A 21886-nucleotide genomic window follows, 5' to 3' on the forward strand; every position below is an offset into this window, starting at 1 on the left:
AAATAAAATACTATCGGAGTATCATTGACAACTCAAATGAAAAGTCTGTGCCGATGACATTCTCTGCAGTACCCTTTATTGTTGCTGTAAATGATTATATGCTTGAAACAAGGTGTTAAAGGTAGAATCCGATGTATCGACTGAGTGATTTTAGTGCTGTCCACGAGCTTCCCTCTTTAAGTGCGACGCATCGGTTGTTCACAGCCTTTCATACCGGACTGGGGCACGTTTTATTACTGAGTACATCGCAACAACAGCAGCCAGCTCAGTCGCCACCGGTTCGTCCCGATTTTTTACCTGAGCAAGTCGCCACTTTCACCGAGTCGCATCAGCTGTTTGAGGTGCTGTCGGCTGAATCTGGCTTGCTGAACTTCCAGCAAGTACAGCACGAGGTGCAACAAGGTCGAATCCAGGCGCTAGCCGCTATTATCAGTCTGGCACGGCTGGTTCAACAAGCCCATCAGGCAGGTTACATCCTGAAAGAAATCAAAGCCGAAGCTATTTTTTGGTCTGCCCATGCTGATAAAGCGCTTCTTATCCACTGCCCACAGGCATCCACCATTCAGACAGTACGGCCAGGCTTGCACCAAAGTACCCTTGAGCTGTCAAGCCTACGCACCCTGGCACCGGAAGCGACAGGCCGCATCAACTGCCCCTTGGATCAGCGCGCCGATCTTTATGCACTGGGTGTCCTTAGCTATGCCATTTTAGCCGGTGACTTTCCGTTTTTGCAGCAAGAGCCGCTGGCACTGATCCATGCCCATATTGCCAAAACACCGCAACCATTAATCGAACTATTAGCCGAGCTCGATAGCAGACTGGCCTGTATCATTGATGCCTTATTGCAGAAAGATCCCAATGCCCGTTATCAATCAATTGATGCCGTGCTATCTGACCTCAGGCGCTGTGAACAACCAGTAAGCGCCGAGCCTTTTGTACCAGCGCTTTTTTCCGGTATGCAGACTTTGCCTTTTCCCGAGCGACTTTATGAACGCGAGCAGGATGTTGAAAAACTGATTGATGCTTATCAGAGGGCTCGCGATAACCGCAGTCAGTTGGTGCTGGTCCGAGGTTATTCTGGCTCAGGCAAAACCAGCCTGATCGAGCAGCTGCCACCAGCAACCTTAGGGCACCCTACTTTTTTCGTACAAGGCAAGCACGATCAGTACCTTAAAAATCGTTTTTTCTCAGCGCTGACCTCTGCTCTTGGTCAACTGGCAGAAGCCATCTTGCAAGAACCAGCTAAAGCCCTGGCAGACTGGCAACAACGGCTGCAACAAGCAGCGGGCGATGATGGCGCTTTGTTGTGGGAGCTGGTACCGGAATGGAAGTCGTTGCTGGCTAGCAACAATCAGCCAATGAAAGAGCCATCTTCGCTTGCAGCGGCATCCGAGCTGGCCCGCTTTGATCAGTTAATGCTCCGACTTTTGCACGCCATCAGTGAGGCAAACTACAGTCTGGTGCTGTTTCTGGATGATGTGCAGTGGGCCGATCGGGCCACACTGCGTTGGCTGGAGCAGCTGGCAGACATAGCACCTGACATTCGCTTGTTGCTGCTGATCAGTTATCGCGACCATGAAATTGATGATCAGCATCCACTGCATTTTACCCTGAAGCAATTCCAGCAAAGTCGAATCCAGCAACAACAGCTGGATTTAAAGCCGCTATCAAGCCGGGCTACCTTGCAGTTTGTTGCCGACACCTTGCATGGCAGCGCCGATACCTTCGAGCCGCTGGCTGAATTGCTGCTGCAAAAAACCAGTGGCAATCCATTTTACCTGAAGCAACTAATGCAAAAGCTTTACCAGAGCAAGTTGTTGCAATTGCAGCTCGATGGAAGCTGGCAGTGGGATCAAAAGGCTATCGCCGAGCTCAGTATCAGCGACAACCATGCCAGCATCACAGCTGATCGCTTGCATCGTTTCCCCAGCCGTACTCAGCAGCTGTTTCAATGGTTGGCCATTTTAGGCGAGCGGGTCAGTTTCCAGCTTCTGGCACAGTTGGCGAAGCTATCACCGCCAGAGCTCGAACAGCAACTGGCCGAAGCCATCAACAGCGGCATCCTGATTGCTTATACCACCAGCGATGGCCAGCAACTGGACGCGGTGCGTTTTGCTCATGACCGCCTGCAACAAGCGGCTTTGCAGCTGGTCAGCCCGGATGAACGATTAGCATTGCACTTGCAAATCGCACTGCATTACTTCAGCCGATTAAGCGCCAATGAGCAGCAAAGCGAAGTCCTGACTTACCTGCACCATTTTAATTTAGCCTTACCACTGAGTTTGCGGCACATTGCTGCCGAACACCTGGCAGAGCTTAATTTAACGGCGGGCCGTAAAGCACTCAGCAGCAATGCGTACTTCAACGCCCAGCGCTTTTTCCAACAAGGCTGTGATCTGCTCAGCGAGCACAACAAGCACCCACTATTGGCGGAGCTTTTGCTTGGACTGGCACAAAGTGCTTATCTGACACAGCAGTACGCCCTTGCCTGGCATTGTTGTGAAGAGTTAAATAGTCTGAGCTCGGATCCGCTGCAGCGTTTACGCAGCTGTCAGCAACAGATTTTGATTCATTTTGCCAGGAATCAACTGACCGAAGCCTACGAGCTTGCTCAGCAACAACTCAAACCACTTGGCATTGATATCGTTGCTCAGCCAGAAATGGTAGCGCTCTACCCTGGCGTGTTGCAACTGTATCAACGGGATACCATCGGGCAATTGCTGCAACAACAAAAAGCCCAGGACCCTTTGCAACTGCAAATGATGGAAATTCTCGGTATGTTGTTTACCGTGGCCTACATCATCAGCCCACTGCATTACATGACGGTGAGCTATCATCTGCTCACTCTCACTCTGAAGCATGGCCACAGTAGTGCCTCTGCGCTAGGCTACCTCGGACACGCCATGCACCTGATTGCTATCTTTGGTCAATACAGTGAAGCCCTGGAGTTTGCCGATCTGGCCGTGCAAGTCGATGCAGGTTTTGACAAGAAGTATCGTGCTCAGCTGCAATTCCAACGTGCCGCTGCTGTTTTACCCTGGAGAGCGCCGCTCCAGCAGTCACTGCAAGCGTTAGAGCAGAGCCACCATTTAGGCTTGCAGGATGGACAACTTGAATACGCCGCTCATGCCGTGCTCTTTGGCAGCTTTTACCGGGTATTAAGTGGGGAGCCACTGGCTCAGGTGCAGCTGTTTGGTGAACAAAGCATTCAGTTTTTAAGCGAGAAACAGTTCCCCTACAACCTGCAGTTTTGTCAGCTCTGGCAACAGTTTACGCTAAGCATGCAAGATACCCCTGCTCAGGCCACTTTGTTGGAAGGACCGGACTTTTCTGAGTCCACCCAGTTAAGCGAACTTGAGCAACCACAGAATAAAACCTTATTGTTTTGTTACCACTGCCTAAAATTGATGCAAGCCTTCATCATGCGAAGCGGTGACGAACAACAGCATCTGCAAGCCGCCGCCCCTTTAGCCGACGTGGCTCTGGCCCTGTACCACCAAACTGAGTTTTACTTTTTCCAGGGGCTGACCGCCGCCCGCTATCTGCACCAACAGGGCTTAACTCCAGATAAGAAAAATCAGCTTGAGCAACAACTGCACAGTGCGATTGACAAGCTAAGCGATTGGGCCAACCACTGCCCGAGCAATCACCTGCATAAATTGCGACTGCTTCAGGCCGAGCAAGCCTGCCTGACCGGTGCTATCGACGCCTGGCAGCTGTACCAACAAGCTATTGAGCTTAGCCAGACACAGAGCTTTACCCAGCATACTGCGCTGGCACATGAGCTGGCTGCCGATTATTGGCTGCGAATGCAGCAGCCCGCCTATGCCCGGGAGCACACTGCCAGTGCCTGGCTGTGCTATCACCACTGGCAATGCCATGCCAAAACACAACAAATGATGTTGGATGCACCTGAACTTGCTCAGCATCCGATGCTGCTGGCTGCAGCCGATAGCTCTGCCGACCAACAGCTGGACTTAGCCTCGGTGTTAAAAGCGGCAGAAACCCTGGCAGGCGAGATCGATCTGCAGGCATTCCTGCTGCAAATGCTGCAGCTGATGGTGGAAAATGCCGGCGCACAAGACGGCTGTCTGCTGATGCTGTCTGATGGAGATAAGCTCGAGCTGCAAGCCAGCACGGTGCAGCCACCACCGGTACTGCCAGAAAAACTGTTGAATTTGGTGCATCGAACCAAACAAAGCCGACTGATTAATAACACCAGCCACAGCCACCTTTACCCACCAGCCAACGAAGGCCCCAAAGCTGTATTGTGCATTCCCATGGTGGTGCATGATCAGATCCGGGGTGTGCTGTATTTGCAGCATCAGGCTCTGACCGGTGTCTTTCGTCAGGAAGGCATTCAACTGCTGCAATTGTTAGCCAATCAAACGGCTATCTTGTTTGACAACGCCCGGCTGTCGCAACAACTGCTGGAAGCCAATCGCAACCTGGAGCAAAAAGTTGCCAGCCGCACCCGGGATCTGGCGCAGGCTAAAATCAAGGCAGAAGCAGCAACTGAGGCTAAGTCGGCATTTCTTGCCCGCATGAGCCATGAAATCCGTACCCCGATCAATGCCGTGATTGGCCTCAGCCGACTGGCGAGCAGAGACTGTCGGGATCCAGAGCAGCAAGACTACCTCAGCAAGATTCGAGGTTCCGGCGAGATGCTGCTAAGCCTGATCAACGATATTCTGGATTTCTCGAAAGTCGAAGCCGGCAAACTCAGTCTGGAAAAAAATCGATTTTCGCTCAGTCATGTGGTGCAACAAGCCATCCATATGACTGCTCTAAAAGCACACAGCAAAGGCCTTGAACTGGTGGCCGATTTGTCAGCGGAGATCCCAGCCGAACTGATAGGCGATCCGCTGCGGATCCAGCAGCTGTTGGTGAATTTACTCAATAACGCCATTAAGTTTACCGAAAGCGGCTCCGTCTGCCTGATGCTGCATGGCACCCCTCAAGCAGGCGGGCGCTACAAACTGCACGGTTCGGTCACAGACACCGGCATCGGCATGACCGAGCAACAACAAAAACGGCTGTTTCAGTCCTTCAACCAGGCCGATGAGTCCATCACCCGTAAGTACGGGGGATCTGGCCTTGGCCTCACCATCTGCAAACAACTCTGTGAATTGATGGGGGGGGAAATCTGGTTGGAGAGTGAGGCCGGTTATGGCAGCACCTTTTACTTTACCATTGAGTTGCAAGCCTCGGAGTACCAGCCACAGCAAAAATATCAGGCACTGGTAAAGCGTCAACTACGCGCCCTGGTGGTGGATGACATGGCACTAACCCGCATGGTCTTGCTAAAGCAACTGGATGAACTGGGTGTGCAAGCAGAGCAATGCAGCAATGGTCAGGATGCCATAAGGCGCATAGAGCAAGCAGAAAGCAGCCAGCACCCCTACGACTTTATCCTGATGGACTGGCGCATGCCGGGGATGGATGGCATCGAAACCGCACGCAGTATTCAGCAGCGGCTGGGATCACGCAGCCCCCATATATTGATGGTATCGGCCTACGACAAAGCCCAGGCCAAAGCCAGCATGAAAGATGTGAAAATTGAACAGTTTTTGGAAAAGCCGGTCAACTACTCCATGTTGCTGGATGCCATCAGCCCCCTGCTTTACCAACAACAAGGTGCAGCGGCGCCAACAGCGCCGTTGGGCAGCGAGGTTCCAAACTTACAGGGCAAGCGCTTGCTGCTGGTAGAAGACCACCTGATCAACCGTCAGGTTGCACTCGGTTTCTTGCAAGATACCGAAGCGGACATCGACTGCGCTGAGCATGGGCAGGCAGCGCTTGACCTGCTGCAGCAACATCACTACGACCTGGTACTGATGGATATTCAAATGCCAGAAATGGATGGTTTAACAGCCAGCCGGAAAATTCGTCAGGAGCTAAAGCTCACCGAGATGCCGGTGATCGCCATGACCGCGCATGCCTTGCAGGAGGATATTGATAAAAGCCTGGATGCCGGGATGAATGCCCACCTGACCAAACCCATCGATCCCGACCAGCTGTATCAGACTCTTGGTCGTTTCTTGCCCGGCCAAACCATGACGGCTCCCTCCGGGCCCCCACCTGAACACCACAGCCCGGGTACAGAGCCCCCGTTGCTGGATGAGCAGCAGGCCAGGAAAAACCTCGGACCCCAGGCGGCCATCTACAGCAACTTGTTGCCTATTTTTTACAACGAACACCAGCAGTTGCCACAGAAAATGCGGCTTCAATTGCAGCAGCAAGACTTCAAAGCCCTGCAGCATGAAGCTCACTCGCTAAAAGCAGCAGCTGCTTACATTGGTGCTTTTGGCATTGCTGCACTGTGTGAGCAGTTGGAAAGCCAGCTACGACAAACGCCACCTCAAACCCTGGCCCTGCCAGATTTGCTGTCGCAATTGGAGCAGCTGCTGGCTTTGTTGCACCAGCGCCTCGGTATTAGCAACAGCGCTGCTTCGCAAGTCCTGAGAAATCAACAGCTCAGGCAGAAACTGCAAGCTCTGCTGCCGATGCTGCAGCAATCTGATCTGGCGGCTGAACCGATGCTGGAACGTTTGCAGCAACAATTGGGGCAGTCTGTCTATGCTGAAAAAGTTGCCGAACTCAGCCATACTGTAGCCAATATCGAGTTTGAGCAGGCTTGCGAGCTGCTGCAAGCCCTGTTGCAACAATTGGAGCCCGAGTGAAATGGATTCTGCCACATCAATGGAGTCTGGCGTCAACCACCGGCAACGGGTGCTGATCATCGATGATCAAAAAACCAATCTGAAGATTCTGGCAGATATTTTGCGTCAGGATGTCGATGTGACTTTGGCACACTCGGCAGAGCAAGGGTTGCGAAAAGCCACCGAGTACCTGCCAGACTTGATCTTACTGGATGTGATGATGCCTGGCATCAGTGGTTTCGAGCTGATTAAACGATTAAAGCATCACAGTCTGACCAGTGCTATCCCGGTTATTTTTATTACCGCCCTAAACGACAGCAGCCATGAAGAACAAGGGCTACGCCTTGGTGCTTGTGATTACATCTACAAGCCCTTCCACGCCGCCATAGTGCAGGCCCGGGTCCGACTGCATCTGCAGCTGACCCGCCAGCGAAAAATGCTGGAGCAACTGGCCCACATCGACCCACTGACCGGCATTGCCAACCGGCGTCGCTACAGTCAACTGCTGGAACAGTATTGGCGCAGCGCCATCCGTCAGCAAAGCCAGCTTTGTGTGGTGATGCTGGACATCGATCACTTTAAAGAATACAACGATCACTATGGTCATGCTGCCGGCGACAAGGTACTGCACCAGGTTGCCCATTGCCTGAAAGACAGTTTAAAACGCCCGCATGATTTTATTGCCCGTTATGGCGGAGAAGAATTTGTCATGCTGCTACCAGACAGCACCGAACATGGCAGCCAGCAACTGATTGAGCATTGCTTTGCCGCCTTGGCTCAGCTGGCCATTCCCCATGAGTTCTCCCCGGTCAGCGATGTGATCACGTTAAGCGCTGGGGGTATCTGTTGCTCGCCGAACCGACAACACAAGCTGGAGGATTGCCTGAAGCAAGCGGATGATAGGCTGTACCAGGCCAAACAGCAGGGAAAAAACCGTTTGTGTTGGTATTGCCCAGAGTAAATCTGCCGCTTTAAAAACAAACAAGGAGCCGAAGCTCCTTGTTGTTAATCGATAGCTTTTAGCTTTTAGCTTTTAGCTTTTAGCTTTTAGCTTTTAGCCCGGCTGCGGTACTCGTCGGTCCGGGTGTCAATTTCAATCCGATCACCGGTTTCGACAAAGGCTGGCACCATCAGCTCAAAGCCGGTATCCAGCTTAGCGGGCTTCATCACTTTGCCAGTGGTATCGCCTTTGGCCGCAGGCTCCGTGTAGACCACTTCCCGCACGACGATGGTCGGCAAATCTACCGAAATAGGACGCTCGCCATAGAACACCAAAGTACACTGCATGCCATCACCCAAATACTTCAGGGCGCTTTCCATGTTCTCGGCTTCAACTTCGTACTGGTTGTACTCTTCGTCCATAAAGACATACATAGGATCAGCGTAGTAAGAATAAGTGACTTCTTTGTTTTCCAGAATCACTTGTTCAAACTTGTCATCAGCACGGTAAACTGTTTCAGTTCCCTGGCTGTTCAGCAGGTTTTTTAGCTTCATTTTAACCACAGCCGCATTGCGACCGGACTTGTTGTACTCTGCTTTTAAAATAACCATTGGCTCGCCAGAGACCATAATCACCTGACCAGCGCGCAATTCTTGTGCAGTTTTCATCATAACAGTAGTTTCTTCTTACCTGGAAAATTTGGCGTTAGTATAAATTTATTTTCAACAAAACGCACCAGATTCTTTGCCAGATCCCCCTGCAGGTTCAGCCGGCTATGCCATTGTGTACAGTGCTGCTGCCAATCTGGTAATAGCGGTAACACCGCTTGCCAATCGGCAACAACCCCTTGTTGGTTATTCCAATGCAACCACAAAGGCCACAGTCGCTGCTCCAGCTCAGACGGCATATCAGCGGTAAACCGCTGCCAAAACGCCGCCAACTTGGTCAGCTGCTGGTCTTCATCTTGTCGGTACAGCTGCCAAACAAAGGGCTTACCCGCCCAAATCGCCTGCACCAGTGAGTCTTCACCGCGAATAAAGTTCACATCGGCGCACCAAAGCAGTTGGTCAAACTGCTGTTGTGGCAGGTAAGGCAACAGCTGCAAACGCAAGCGGCCAAGTTGCAGTACATCGGTGTGGATTAGCTCTGGCCAGAGCTGACGCAACTGCTCCACCAAAGCCCCGGCCGGTACCAGGCAAGTTACAGGCTCAGTTTGCTGTCCCCAAAGCCTTAGCAAAGCAGCCAGATCGGGATGGCTGTATGCGAAAAGGCAAATAAGCTGATGGGACTGCGCAGCCGTGGGCACACCAAAATGATGCAGCAGCTGCTGCCGGCCACCGTGCGCCAGCCAGTGCTGCTGCAGGCAACGTTGTTCAGCTCGTTGCAGCAAGCCGCCGGTTTTGTCGGTAAAACCGGGAAAGAAAAAATACTTCTGCAGCGGCAGCTGAGGATGTGGTGAAGGCAAACCATGGCACTGCTCGACCCAATCTTCGGCCGACAAATAATCCAGATTCAGCCAGATGGGCGCCACTTTGGTCTGCACCATGGCGTTGAGGTAGCTGGACGGCAGCTCGCAAGCAAAAGCTTCAATCACCACCTGGGCGCTCCCAGCTTCAGCGACCAGCCCATCAACATCCTTTGTCCAATGCAGCACTTCGACGCCAACGGACAGGCTTTGATGGGATAACGCTGGCTGCACCTCGCTGCAAATACGCTGAAAACTGACTAAATCATCCACCCAGAGCCGGATATTCAGACCATACTCTTGCCGCAACTGACTGGCCAGGCGCCAACAAACACCGATATCACCAAAGTTATCGATCACCCGGCAAAATATATCCCAGCGCATCCATCAGGCTCCAAGCAACAAGCGCATCAAGCTGCCAAAACCCACCCGCAATCCCAGCACGGCGATGGCAAGCAGCAAACCGCTGGTCATCAGCGCAAGCAGCAAGTAGCCCAACCGCACCACCCTGGCTTTCAGTCGCTGCCAGAAGCCCATGTCGCTGGTGATCCGCGGGGCTGGTGTTCGAAATAATTTAATCACCAACAAAGCCGCCAAACAAACCAGCATCAGCAGTAGCCAGAACAGCACCGAGCTTTGATGTGGCACTCTGCTGTGCCACAGCTGCCAAACAAACACCAGTGCGGAAGCAATAGCTCCGGCAAACACCAACCAAAAACCAGGTGCCAGTAAAGTAGCCATCCGGTGATAAAAATTCAGCATTAGGTCCTTTCCTTTTGCTTGTCATGCACTTGCTGTAAGAGAGGGTAAAGCGCCAACAACCCGCTTTCTCCAAGCATGTCGCCAATCACCCAGACTTGTTCAAAAGGGTGGGAGGCCGGTAGATGCAGTCGTGGAAAATGTGCCAGCATTTCATCCCGGGTCCACAAGGGGTTGGCATTGCGGATCACCAACCAGACACGCTTGCTGTCGTAGCGTTTTTCAGCCTTACTGGCCAATAAACTGTTCAATGCGGCCACCAGCCGGGCCTCCGCCGGCATTCGCATCAACTGCAGCAGCTCACGGTGGGTATGAGGACTGAGCTCACGTCCAAGGATATGCATGGCTTCAGCTTCACTGCCGTACAGGTGGGCAATTTCCAGATCCAGCTTTTGATCGTCGTAATAGCAGGAAACATCTGGCCGGCGCGGTTCATTGTGCCAGATATGACGCATTTTAACGCCAAAGTCGCGTTCGTACAGCCGCATAAAAATTCGGGCCGCTTCGTGCTCCAGCTCTATTTTTTCGTCACGTCCCGATGCCATCTTCTGTTTCCCGCTGCTGCCCTATGTTGCCTTGATGTCACTGCCGCAACAAGGGGCCATAACCACCATCGCAATCCGTAAACTTCGAAAATACCAAGCAATTTTCTGATTTTCAACTAGCATTATGAAGACTAGGGTCAACAGGCCCTTCAACAATGGAACTCAATCAACAAAGCGAGGTGTTATGCAACGGATCATTGGAATTGCAGCTTTGGCTGCCGGAGCCATCTTACTCTATTTTTCCTACACCGAGTACCATTCAACCGCATCGCAAATTACCGAAGTACTGACCGGAAACCCCACCGACAACACGGTGCTTTATTTGGTGCTGGGTGTCATTGCCGTCATCCTGGGCTTGGGTTTGCTGCTGCGAAAAGGCCGCTAATCAATAAAAAAGGGCCATGCAAGCAGGCCCTTTCCCAGACAAAGCAGCGGTCTTTTAAGCGCCGTCGTTCCAGCTGTCACGTAAGCCAACGGTACGGTTAAATACCGGGCGCTCTGGTGTCGAGTCCTGGCTGTCGGCGCAGTAATAGCCCTCGCGCTCAAACTGATACGCTTTGCCAGCTTCGGCTTGCGCTAATGATGGCTCGACCCAACCTTGTTTCACCACCAGCGAGTCCGGGTTCAAACACTGCAAAAAGTCTTCTTCGGCAGCCGGGTTCGCCACCTTAAATAAGCGATCATAGACCCGGAACTCTGCGGCCACTGCCTGACTGGCTTCGACCCAGTGGATGACACCACGAACTTTGCGACCATCGGCTGGGTTTTCACCCAGGGTTTCTGGTAAATAGCTGCAGACCAACTCAATGATGTGGCCATCGTCATCTTTAACAACTTCTTCGGCCTGAATCACATAGGCATTGCGCAAACGTACGCAGCCGCCGGTCACCAAGCGTTTGTACTTTTTATTGGCTTCTTCCCGAAAATCAGCCTGATCGATGTAAACCACCTTGCCAAACGGCACTTTCCGCTGTCCCAAGCTATCATCGTTCGGGTGATTGGGCGCGTCCAGCCATTGCAATTCATCATCCGGATAATTGCAGATGGTTACTTTTAACGGCTCCAATACAGCCATGGCACGAGGTGCCCGCACATTCAAATCGTCCCGAATGCACGACTCCAAAGCGCTCATCTCAATGATGTTGTCTTGCTTGGTGACACCAATGCGCTTGGCAAACTCGCGAATGGACTCCGGGGTGTAGCCACGGCGACGCAAGCCGGCAATGGTTGGCATCCGCGGATCATCCCAGCCTTGCACCAGTTCTTTTTCCACCAGGGTTTGCAGCTTGCGCTTGCTCATCACGGTGTATTCCAGATTCAGGCGGGAAAACTCAATTTGCTGCGGGTGACAATCAATGCTGATGTTGTCCAGGATCCAGTCGTACAAACGGCGGTTGTCCTGAAACTCCAGGGTACACAAGGAATGAGTAATACCTTCCAGCGCATCGGAAATGCAATGGGTAAAATCGTACATCGGGTAAATGCACCATTTGTCACCGGTTTGGTGGTGGTGGGCAAACTTCACTCGGTAAAGAACAGGATCACGCATGCAAATAAAGGGCGATGCCATGTCGATTTTGGCTCGCAGCGAGCACTCCCCTTCCTTAAAACCACCAGCCCGCATTTTCTCAAACAAAGCGAGGTTTTCTGCCGGCGAAGTATCACGGGTCGGGCTGTGCTTGCCAGGCTTAGTGAGGCTGCCACGGTACTCGCGCATTTCTTCCGCATTTAAGTAACAAACATAGGCCAGGCCTTTGTTTATCAACTCAACGGCAAAGCCATACAACTGGTCGAAATAATCCGAGGAATAATGCACCGGCTCTTCCCAGTCAAAACCCAGCCATTTCACATCCTGCTGGATGGAGTGCACAAAGTCGATGTTCTCTTTTTCCGGGTTGGTATCGTCAAAGCGCAAATTGCAGCTGCCCTGATAATCAGCGGCGATGCCAAAGTTCAGGCAGATGGACTTGGCATGGCCAATGTGCAAAAAGCCATTGGGCTCTGGCGGAAAACGGGTATGCACCGAGCTGTGCTTGCCACTGGCTAAGTCTTTATCAATGATTTGACGAATAAAATTGCTGGGGCGATGATCAACGTCCGCCATAACTGATTGAATCCTTTTCTGGTGCAAACGAAAATTTGGCTCATTATAACAGCGAAACCTGCACTTAACAGTGGCTCCTGAATGAAAAAGGGGCCTAACAGGCCCCTTTCATTGAGATACGCTTTTCTTAGAAGAAAGTGTAATCAATTCGCATCGTTACTGAACGTTCATCGGCGTACAACACATTCAGATTGTTTGTGCTGCCTGAGCGAGTTCGCGCCTGACGGAACAACTCAATTTCGTTGTCGAATAAATTGTTGATAAAGACACTTAATCGCAAGTTATCATTCAGCTCCATGCGACCAGACAGGTTGACTCTCCGATAAGCATCCGATGTATCCGCACCATCTTCGCGCGCGTTGAAGTGTGAGTTGTAGGTTCCATAAGCCTCAAAATCCAGGCGCACAAAAGTTTGCTTGCCAAATAGATTCAACCCTTTGTCCAACCCGATATAGGCATTGTACTTAGGCACCTGGGTCATATTCTGACCCGCTTGAGCTTGCAATGAAGGAACATCATCCAGCAGCTTAGCATCGGTGTAAGACGCGTTGAAGACCAAGTCTAAATCGTTGACAAAGCTGTACTTACTTTCCCACTCAAAACCACGTGAACGTGCTTTAGCAGCATTCGCCGTGTAGCTAAAGCCACAGGTGGGCATGTAAACGCTGGCCCATACATCAGACCAATTAATCTGATAGATGGCGGATGAAAACTGGAAATTACCAGTATTCATCTTCAAACCAATTTCATAATTATCGATGGAATCTGAAGTGTAACGCTCTTGGTAACCTTCAGCAAAAGGATCATTACGGCAAGCATTCGCCAAAGGTGCATTGTTTCCACCCGGACGGTAACCCTCTGAATACAATGCATACACAGACATTTTGCCAGAATCCGGTAACCAGGCAACACTCACTTTTTTACGATTACCAGACTCTTCCCCACCACTGAGAACAGTCCTACCCTCGCGAGCCTCCCAAATACCGGAGTAACCAAAAGAGGCAGAATCTTCTAGATCAAAATAACGAATACCTGCCGTCACTTCGAAACTACCGATGTTATCTGTCCGAATGGTATAACTGGCCTCACCAAACAACGCCTTTTCGACTGAGAAAGAACCATCGTAGTACAGGTTATAGTTTATACTTGGATCTCCATACCAGTACTCACCTAACTGTGCCACATTAAACACACCTAATTCACCCCAATAGCCTTCCCAGTCAACCCAGTCGTTCCAGTCAGAGAAAATAGCAATACTACGGGGATCACTTTCATGATACTGGAACTGACTGTTTGGAATATTTCCACGCCAACCTTTGTCATAAAAGGCACCAAGAGTCCACTTCAGGTTTTCTGTTTGGCCAATATCCTGGATACGGAACTCATGGGTCAAACGAGATGTTTTGTCATAGTTGATGATCCAGGTTTTGACCATATCAGCCATATCAAGGCGTGACCAGTTATCCAGCGAGTCCGAACGATTTTGGCGATAAGAGCCTGCATAAGTCACATCTGCAAAATTAAGAACATTGTCAAAGTTAGCACTTAGTGAAAACAGATTGGTTTCATTTTTTGACCAACCATCCAGACTCTCCCAAATCATGTACTTGCTGGGACGATTCGATGAAACATTTCCAAAGCACTCAGCTCGGCTTTGTCCTTCCGCACAAGGCGAGAAGCCATAATCAACATCGTAACCGTAGATGGAATCCGGGTTCTCTGTGGTGTTGGCAAACAAGCGGCCAGTCGGGCGTGACAAGTCAGCAATTCGGGTACCCACAGTGCTGGACTGCACATTGTAGTAACTGAGGTTAAAGCTGGTATCGTCATTCAGTTGCCATAAAAGCTGAGAACGCACATATTGATCTTCAACTTTGCGCTGTGTACCGGTTCCGGCATTCACAATAGCACCGGGTTTATGACTGCTGTGTGCAGTAACCCGCATGGCAAGCGTGTCTTCAATCAAAGGCAGGTTGATTGCCGTCCAGGCCTGTAGATTCGTGCCATCGACATTTTTAGTTGAACGTGCTTGCACTGAAGCATTCAACTCGAAGGTATCGAGCATCGGCTTTTTGGTAATAACCCGAATGGTTCCACCAATGGCGTTTGAGCCCCATAAAGTTCCCTGCGGTCCGCGTAACACCTCAACCGCTTCGATGTCATACAAATCAACAAAGTTAAATGGGATATCGTCAGTAAACGAAGAGGTTGTCGACGGGGCTGCACTGTTTCCACCTGATAGCCCCCGCAAAATCAGCACGCCGGTCGGTGAGGCAGCACCTGCTAAAGTCCGTTGCAAATCGTCTTTAGTGATGAGGTTACGGTCCGCAATTTCCATCGCTGATACCGAGGAAACATTCATTGGAACTTCAATAATGGTTTCAACCCGCTTGCGCGAAGTCACTGTAATCACTTCAACATTATCATCTGTCGCATCCATTTCATCAGCCATTAAAACTGAGGTAGAGGTTAACGACATAGCCCCGGCAAGGGCCGTGTAAACAAGAGATTTTTGAAAGGTGTGCATAGCTTGTTCCTGGTAGCTGTTCTTTGTATTTATAATCCGACTGTCACACTGAAAGCATTGGTGCAACAATCTCATAGTATATTGAACATCAAATTATGCAAGGGTTATACAATGAGAATTTTTTGTTTCAGTGATGGTTACATACTCCGACAAAAGTGACAAAAAAACCCGCTGAGTCAGCGGGTTTTTAAAACAAAGCGTCAGCTTACCAACCAGTCAGTTCACGCAGTGCTTTGCCGATATCGGCCAGGGAGCGCACAGTTTTAACACCAGCGTCTTCCAGCGCGCGGAACTTATCATCGGCCGTGCCTTTACCACCAGAAATGATGGCACCAGCGTGGCCCATCCGCTTACCCGGAGGAGCGGTCACACCAGCAATGTAAGAAACCACAGGCTTGGTCACATGCTCTTTGATGTAAGCAGCCGCTTCTTCTTCTGCGGTACCACCGATTTCACCGATCATCACGATGGCTTCGGTTTTCGGATCGTCCTGGAACAACTTCAGGATGTCGATGAAGTTTGAGCCTGGGATTGGGTCACCACCAATACCAACACAAGTCGACTGGCCAAAGCCTTCGTCGGTGGTTTGCTTGACCGCTTCATAGGTCAGGGTACCAGAGCGGGACACGATGCCCACTTTACCGGCTTTGTGGATATGGCCTGGCATGATGCCGATTTTGCACTCGTCCGGCGTGATCACGCCCGGGCAGTTTGGACCAATCATCCGCACGCCTTTACGGTCGATGTACTCTTTGGCAAACAGCATGTCGATGGTCGGGATACCTTCAGTGATACAAACGATCAGCTCAATACCCGCATCAGCTGCTTCCACAATGGCATCTTTACAAAATGGTGCTGGCACGTAGATCACAGTCGCAGTGGCGCCTGTGGCTTCTACCGCTTCACGCACGGTGTTGAATACCGGCAGGCCCAGATGGGTAGAACCACCTTTACCCGGGCTGACACCACCGACCATCTGCGTACCGTACTCGATAGCTTGCGTGGAGTGGAAAGTGCCCTGGCTGCCAGTGAAACCCTGACAGATCACCTTGGTGTCTTTGTTAATCAGAATGCTCATTAGTTGCCTCCTGCAGCTTTAACGACAGCCTGAGCCGCTTCGCTCAGTGAGTTGGCTGCAATGATGTTCAGACCGCTGTCTTGCAGCTTCTTCGCGCCCAGATCGGCATTGTTGCCTTCTAAGCGAACCACTACAGGCACATTGACACCCACTTCTTCCACAGCACCGATGATGCCTTCTGCGATCATGTCACAGCGCACAATGCCACCGAAGATATTGACGAACACAGCTTTCACAGCAGAATCCGACAGGATGATTTTAAAGGCTTCAGAAACACGCTCTTTGGTCGCGCCACCGCCAACATCCAGGAAGTTAGCCGGCTTACCGCCGCTCAGCTTGACGATGTCCATGGTGCCCATGGCCAAACCAGCACCATTCACCATACAGCCGATGTTGCCTTCGAGTGCTACGTAGTTCAGTTCCCACTGAGCAGCACGGGCTTCACGCTCGTCTTCCTGCGATGGATCGTGGAAATCACGCAGCTTTGGCTGACGGTACAGCGCATTGCTGTCAACGACCAGCTTGGCATCCAGACAGTGCAGGTTGCCAGCAGAGGTGATCACCAGAGGGTTCACTTCGATCAGCGCAATGTCCAGATCAACGAACATCTGTGCCAGACCCAGGTAAATTTTAGTGAATTGCTTGATTTGCTCTGGGGTTAAGCCCAGCTTGAAACCAATTTCACGCGCCTGGAAAGGCTGAGCACCCACCAAAGGATCCACCGCAACCTTGATAATTTTTTCCGGGGTTTCTTCAGCCACTTTCTCGATGTCCACACCGCCTTCGGTCGATGCCATGAAGACAATACGACGGCTGGAGCGATCGACCACAGCACCCAAATAGAGTTCTTTCTCGATATCGGTGCAAGACTCAACCAGGATTTTGCTGACCGGTTGGCCTTTCTCATCAGTTTGGTAGGTCACCAGGTTTTTGCCCAGCCAGTGCTGCGCAAAATTACGAATTTCTTCTTTGGAAGAAACCAGTTTCACACCGCCCGCTTTACCGCGGCCACCAGCGTGAACCTGTGCTTTAACGACCCAGCGATTGCCACCAATACGGTCTGCAGCTTCAGCAGCAGCCTGAGGAGTTTCCTCCGCAAAGCCTTCAGAGACTGGTAACCCGTACTCGCGGAACAGCTGTTTTGCCTGATACTCGTGCAAATTCATGGCTATTTTCCGTTCTTTATGAATGAAAGCTGGCCTAATGGCACAGCCTGACCTACAGATCGGCGCATAGTATAGCGCTTCACTGCCTGATTCGGAATGCTACATACGTCTGACTGCAGCATTATTTCGCATTTTTTTGGCATAACAAGCCAAAACGACGCGAGCAGTCACCAGGGACTGCTCGCATGACCACTGAAGGTTAAAGCAAGCTTTAACCCGGTTGCGGTTGTTAGATATCCAGCAAGATACGGGTTGGGTCTTCCAGCAACTCTTTAATGGTTACCAGGAAACCGACCGACTCTTTGCCATCGATGATGCGGTGATCGTACGACAGCGCCAGATACATCATTGGCAGGATCTCAATCTTGCCATCCACCACCATGGCACGATCCTGGATCTTATGCATACCAAGGATAGCAGATTGTGGTGGGTTGATGATGGGGGTGGACATCAGGGAACCAAAAACACCACCGTTGGTGATGGTGAAATTACCGCCTTGCAGATCATCCATCGACAATTTGCCATCGCGGCCCTTGATGGCCAAATCTTTGATGGCTTTTTCACTTTCAGCCAGGTTCATCTTGTCGCAGTCACGCAGTACCGGCGTGACCAGGCCGCGCGGCGTTGAAACCGCAATGCTGATGTCAAAGTAGTTGTGGTAAACGATATCGTCACCGTCGATGCAAGCGTTGACTTCCGGGAAGCGCTTCAAAGCTTCGGTTACGGCTTTGACGTAGAAAGACATAAAGCCTAAGCGAATGCCATGGCGCTTCTCGAAAACCTCCTGGTACTGCTTGCGCAGATCCATAATTGGCTTCATGTTGACTTCGTTGAAAGTCGTCAGCATGGCGGTGGAGTTTTTCGCATCCAGCAAGCGGTTGGCAATGGTTTTACGCAGCCGCGTCATCGGTACGCGCTTCTGAGTCCGATCGCCACTGACCGGCGCAGGCGCTGCAGCCGCAGGCTTGGCAGCGTCTTTGCTACCAGCAGAAGCCAGGTGTTTTTCCACATCTTCTTTGGTAACGCGGCCATTCTTGCCACTGCCTTTAATTTTGCTGGCATCCAGACCTTTTTCAGCAATCAGGCGACGGACCGACGGGCTCAGCGCATCGTCGCTGCCCTCATCAGCTGCGTCGGCTTTGCTTTCTGTTTTGCTTTCAGCTTTGGCGTCTGATTTGCTTTCAGACTTGGCTGGGGCCGCACCGGCTTCCAGCTTACCAATCACCTGCTCAGCCTGAACGGTCGCGCCGGTATCTTCCAGGATCTCGCCCATCACACCATCGGCCTGAGCGACCACTTCCAGTACCACTTTGTCGGTTTCAATATCGACCAGGACCTGGTCGCGGGTCACAGCTTCCCCTGGCTTAACATGCCAGGTGGCGATGGTTGCATCAGCTACGGATTCAGGAAGTACAGGTACTTGAATGTCCACTTGTTCACCTTTTGCGGATTGTTCAGTTTGAGAGGATTGCGCTGGTGCATCTTCACCAGCTGCAGAAGTTTTTTCAGTGCCAGCGGCTTTACCACCAGCACCCAATGTTGCTAAAACTTGCTCGGCGGTGACGGTATCACCCTCCTGATGCTGGATGGACTCAATAACCCCATCTTCCGGAGCCGCGACTTCCAGCACCACTTTATCGGTTTCAATGTCCACCACGATTTGATCGCGACTGACCGAATCGCCTTCTGCCACATGCCACTTGGCCACAGTTGCATCAGCAACCGACTCGGGCAGGACTGGTACTTTAATATCCGCCATTACTTTTCCTCGTGATTCAGCGTCAGAGCATCGTTGATCAGTGCTTGCTGCTGTTTGTTGTGCACAGACAAATAACCAACAGCCGGTGAAGACGAAGCTTCACGACCAGCGTACGTCAGATAACCAGCTTTACCAATGGCATGACGGAAGTGGTGTTGACTGCAATACCAGGCGCCCTGGTTTTGTGGCTCTTCCTGACACCAGACGTAGTCGGTAACATGGCTGTACTGAGACAAAATTTGCGCCATTTCATCGTGCGGGAATGGGTAGAGCTGCTCAACCCGGATGATGGCGATATCGGTGATCTCACGCTTACGGCGCTCTTCCAGCAGCTCGTAATACACTTTACCACTGCAGAACACCACCCGCTTCACATCAGCCGGTTTGATGTCGTCAATTTCACCAATCACATTGTAGTAGCGGCCAGAAGCCAGCTCTTCCAGGGTGGAGGTGGCCAACGGATGACGCAGCAAGGACTTGGGTGACATCACAATCAAAGGACGACGCATTGGCCGCACTTGCTGACGGCGGATCATGTTAAAGACCTGCGCCGGTGTGGTCGGTATGCAGACTTGCATGTTGTGATCGGCACAAAGCTGTAGGAAACGCTCCAAACGGGCTGACGAGTGCTCAGGCCCCTGCCCTTCATAGCCATGCGGCAGCAACAAAGTCAGGCCGCACAAACGTCCCCACTTTTGCTCACCCGAGCTAAGGAACTGGTCAATCACCACCTGAGCGCCGTTGGCAAAATCACCGAACTGGCCTTCCCAGATCACCAGTGCACGTGGCTCAGCGGTGGCATAGCCATACTCAAATGCCAATACGGCTTCTTCCGACAAAGCCGAATCGTACACCTGGAACGGGCCTTGTTTATCTGAGATGTGCTCCAGTGGCACATAGGTACTGCCATCGGTCTGATTGTGCAGCACCGCATGGCGATGGAAGAAGGTACCACGCCCAGAGTCCTGCCCAACAATACGGATACGGCTGCCTTCATCGACAACAGAGGCATAGGCCAGAATTTCAGCAAAACCCCAATCGATTTTCTTATCGCCTTTCAGCATCTTGGCACGGTCTTCGTACACCCGGCCAACCTGGCGCTGCAACGTATGACTGGCCGGAATATCGATGGCACGCTCACCCAGCGCTACCAACTGCTCCAGTGGCATGCTGGCATCGTATGCACTGTCCCAATCGTGATTTAAGAATGGGGTCCAATCCACCGAGCTGGTGTGGTCCATCTGACGCCACTCATCCACCACGCAGTCGCCTTTGTCGAGTGCATCGCGGTAGCCATCCATCATGGCTTTGACATCGTCATCGCTCAGCAAGCCTTCACGACGCAATTGGTCAGCGTAAAGCTCACGCGGCGTTGGGTGTTTTTTGATTTTTTGATACATCAACGGCTGAGTCGCATTCGGCTCATCGGCTTCGTTATGACCATTGCGGCGGTAACACACCAGATCGATGACCACATCGCGCTTAAAGGTGTTGCGGTAATCCACCGCCAGCTGAGAAACCAGCACCACAGCTTCCGGATCGTCGCCATTGACATGGAAGATGGGTGCCTGCACCATCTTAGCGATATCGGTACAGTATTCTGTGGAGCGGGTATCTTCGCGGTTTGAAGTGGTAAAGCCCACCTGGTTGTTGATGACAATGCGAACGGTGCCCCCCACTTTAAAAGCACGGGTTTGCGAAATATTGAAGGTCTCCGCCACCACCCCCTGACCGGCAAAGGCCGAGTCACCATGAATGGTGATAGGCAGCGCCTGAGTACCATCGCTGCAACCACGGCGATCCAGACGAGCACGCACCGAGCCCATCACCACCGGATTCACAATTTCCAAATGCGACGGGTTAAAGGCCAAAGCCAGGTGGACATTGCCGCCTGCGGTGGCAAAGTCGGATGAGAAGCCCATGTGGTACTTCACATCGCCAGCACCCACCACAGTGTATTTGCCGGCAAACTCATCGAACAAATCCGATGGATTTTTGCCAAGCACATTGATTAAGGTATTTAAACGACCGCGGTGTGCCATGCCAATCACACAATCTTTAGCACCCTGCTCCCCAGCACGGTGGATCATGGTTTTCAGCATTGGGATCATCGCATCGCCACCTTCCAGGCCAAAGCGCTTGGCACCCGGAAACTTCGAACCCAGGTACTTTTCCAGGCCATCGGCAGCAATCAGGTTTTTCAGAATGCGGGTCTTGGTTTCTTTATCAAACGAAGGTGTGGAGTGAATGCTCTCAAGCCGCTGTTGGATCCACCGCTTTTCATCGGTCGAAACGATGTGCATGTACTCGGCACCAATGGAACCGCAGTAGGTTTTTTCCAGTGCCTTGTGCAAATCACCCAGTTTCATTTTTTCAGGACCACCGGCGAATGATCCAACATGGAACTCTGTATCGTAATCAGCTTCAGACAAGTCGTGATACGACAGTTCCAGATCGCGTACCCGAGGCTGTTTCCATAAATCCAGAGGGTCCAACCGGGCATGCTGATGCCCACGGAAACGATAGGAGTTAATCAGTTGCAGTACCTTGACCTGACGGGAATCCGCCGCCTGAGCACCCTGCACCGTCACGACTTCACGGTGTTTGTTGCGGGCCAATTCGGCAAATTGCTGTCGGATGTCCGTGTGACGGACCTCCAAATCGACGCCGTCAAGTTTCGGCAGCTGAGCAAAAAACTCTCGCCATTCATCCCCTACGCTGGTAGGTTCTGCCAAATAGGATTCATACAGCTCATCAACATAGGCCATGTTGCCACCGCCCAGATGAGACGACTCCAGCCAAGCCTTCATCACACCTTCGTGCATTTAGTTTCCCTTATTTCTGCGCACCTGGAAAAAAACGGCAAAAAACGAACAGTATA

General features: G+C 51.6%; 13 protein-coding genes. 3 read left to right on the forward strand and 10 right to left on the reverse strand.

Features of this window, described 5'->3' with window-relative positions; genetic code table 11:
* Nucleotides 1-131 precede the first annotated feature (131 nt).
* Nucleotides 132-6683: a trifunctional serine/threonine-protein kinase/ATP-binding protein/hybrid sensor histidine kinase/response regulator gene (locus Q3O59_RS07765; protein WP_305945014.1), complete on the forward strand. Its 6552-nt coding sequence runs from the start codon at nucleotides 132-134 to the stop codon at nucleotides 6681-6683.
* 1 nt (nucleotide 6684) lies between these two features.
* Nucleotides 6685-7623: a GGDEF domain-containing response regulator gene (locus Q3O59_RS07770; protein ID WP_305945015.1), complete on the forward strand. Its 939-nt coding sequence runs from the start codon at nucleotides 6685-6687 to the stop codon at nucleotides 7621-7623.
* Between the two features lie 86 nt (nucleotides 7624-7709).
* Here the strand turns inward: Q3O59_RS07770 and efp are convergent, their stop codons facing one another.
* From efp to Q3O59_RS07790, 4 genes are read right to left on the reverse strand one after another with little or no spacing between them, the layout of a single operon-like run.
* A complete protein-coding gene (gene efp, locus Q3O59_RS07775) occupies nucleotides 7710-8270 on the reverse strand; it encodes an elongation factor P (protein ID WP_228590685.1) in 561 nt (186 codons plus the stop codon).
* On the reverse strand, nucleotides 8270-9451 hold the full coding sequence (earP, locus tag Q3O59_RS07780; RefSeq protein ID WP_305945016.1) for an elongation factor P maturation arginine rhamnosyltransferase EarP: 1182 nt from the start codon (nucleotides 9449-9451) through the stop codon (nucleotides 8270-8272). The genes efp and earP overlap by 1 nt, the downstream gene beginning before the upstream one ends.
* 3 nt (nucleotides 9452-9454) lie before the next feature.
* The gene (locus tag Q3O59_RS07785; protein WP_305945017.1) at nucleotides 9455-9829 is read right to left on the reverse strand and encodes a hypothetical protein; all 375 of its coding nucleotides are present in this window, start codon (nucleotides 9827-9829) and stop codon (nucleotides 9455-9457) included.
* Nucleotides 9829-10371 (reverse strand): hypothetical protein, encoded by a 543-nt coding sequence (locus Q3O59_RS07790; protein ID WP_305945018.1) that lies wholly within the window; start codon nucleotides 10369-10371, stop codon nucleotides 9829-9831. Before Q3O59_RS07790 ends, Q3O59_RS07785 begins: the two co-directional genes overlap by 1 nt.
* A gap of 184 nt (nucleotides 10372-10555) precedes the next feature.
* Here Q3O59_RS07790 and Q3O59_RS07795 point away from each other — a divergent pair, with 184 nt between their 5' ends.
* Nucleotides 10556-10756: a DUF3185 family protein gene (locus Q3O59_RS07795; RefSeq protein WP_305945019.1), complete on the forward strand. Its 201-nt coding sequence runs from the start codon at nucleotides 10556-10558 to the stop codon at nucleotides 10754-10756.
* A 54-nt stretch (nucleotides 10757-10810) separates the two neighbouring features.
* On the opposite strand, the gene glnS is transcribed toward Q3O59_RS07795, so the two are convergent.
* The 6 genes from glnS to Q3O59_RS07825 form a co-directional block, all read right to left on the reverse strand.
* The gene (glnS, locus tag Q3O59_RS07800) at nucleotides 10811-12475 is read right to left on the reverse strand and encodes a glutamine--tRNA ligase (RefSeq protein WP_305945020.1); all 1665 of its coding nucleotides are present in this window, start codon (nucleotides 12473-12475) and stop codon (nucleotides 10811-10813) included.
* Between the two features lie 127 nt (nucleotides 12476-12602).
* Entirely contained in the window at nucleotides 12603-15002 is a 2400-nt protein-coding gene (locus Q3O59_RS07805; RefSeq protein ID WP_305945021.1) for a TonB-dependent receptor, read from the reverse strand.
* Between the two features lie 205 nt (nucleotides 15003-15207).
* The gene (gene sucD, locus Q3O59_RS07810; protein WP_228590673.1) at nucleotides 15208-16080 is read right to left on the reverse strand and encodes a succinate--CoA ligase subunit alpha; all 873 of its coding nucleotides are present in this window, start codon (nucleotides 16078-16080) and stop codon (nucleotides 15208-15210) included.
* Nucleotides 16080-17246 (reverse strand): ADP-forming succinate--CoA ligase subunit beta, encoded by a 1167-nt coding sequence (gene sucC, locus Q3O59_RS07815; RefSeq protein WP_228590675.1) that lies wholly within the window; start codon nucleotides 17244-17246, stop codon nucleotides 16080-16082. Before sucC ends, sucD begins: the two co-directional genes overlap by 1 nt.
* Nucleotides 17247-17475: 229 nt before the next feature.
* The gene (gene odhB / locus Q3O59_RS07820) at nucleotides 17476-19005 is read right to left on the reverse strand and encodes a 2-oxoglutarate dehydrogenase complex dihydrolipoyllysine-residue succinyltransferase (RefSeq protein ID WP_305945022.1); all 1530 of its coding nucleotides are present in this window, start codon (nucleotides 19003-19005) and stop codon (nucleotides 17476-17478) included.
* A complete protein-coding gene (locus tag Q3O59_RS07825) occupies nucleotides 19005-21830 on the reverse strand; it encodes a 2-oxoglutarate dehydrogenase E1 component (protein WP_305945023.1) in 2826 nt (941 codons plus the stop codon). Before Q3O59_RS07825 ends, odhB begins: the two co-directional genes overlap by 1 nt.
* Nucleotides 21831-21886 lie beyond the last annotated feature (56 nt).

It is taken from the genome of Alkalimonas delamerensis (assembly GCF_030717955.1).
GTDB classification, from domain to species: Bacteria; Pseudomonadota; Gammaproteobacteria; order Enterobacterales; family Alteromonadaceae; genus Alkalimonas; species Alkalimonas delamerensis.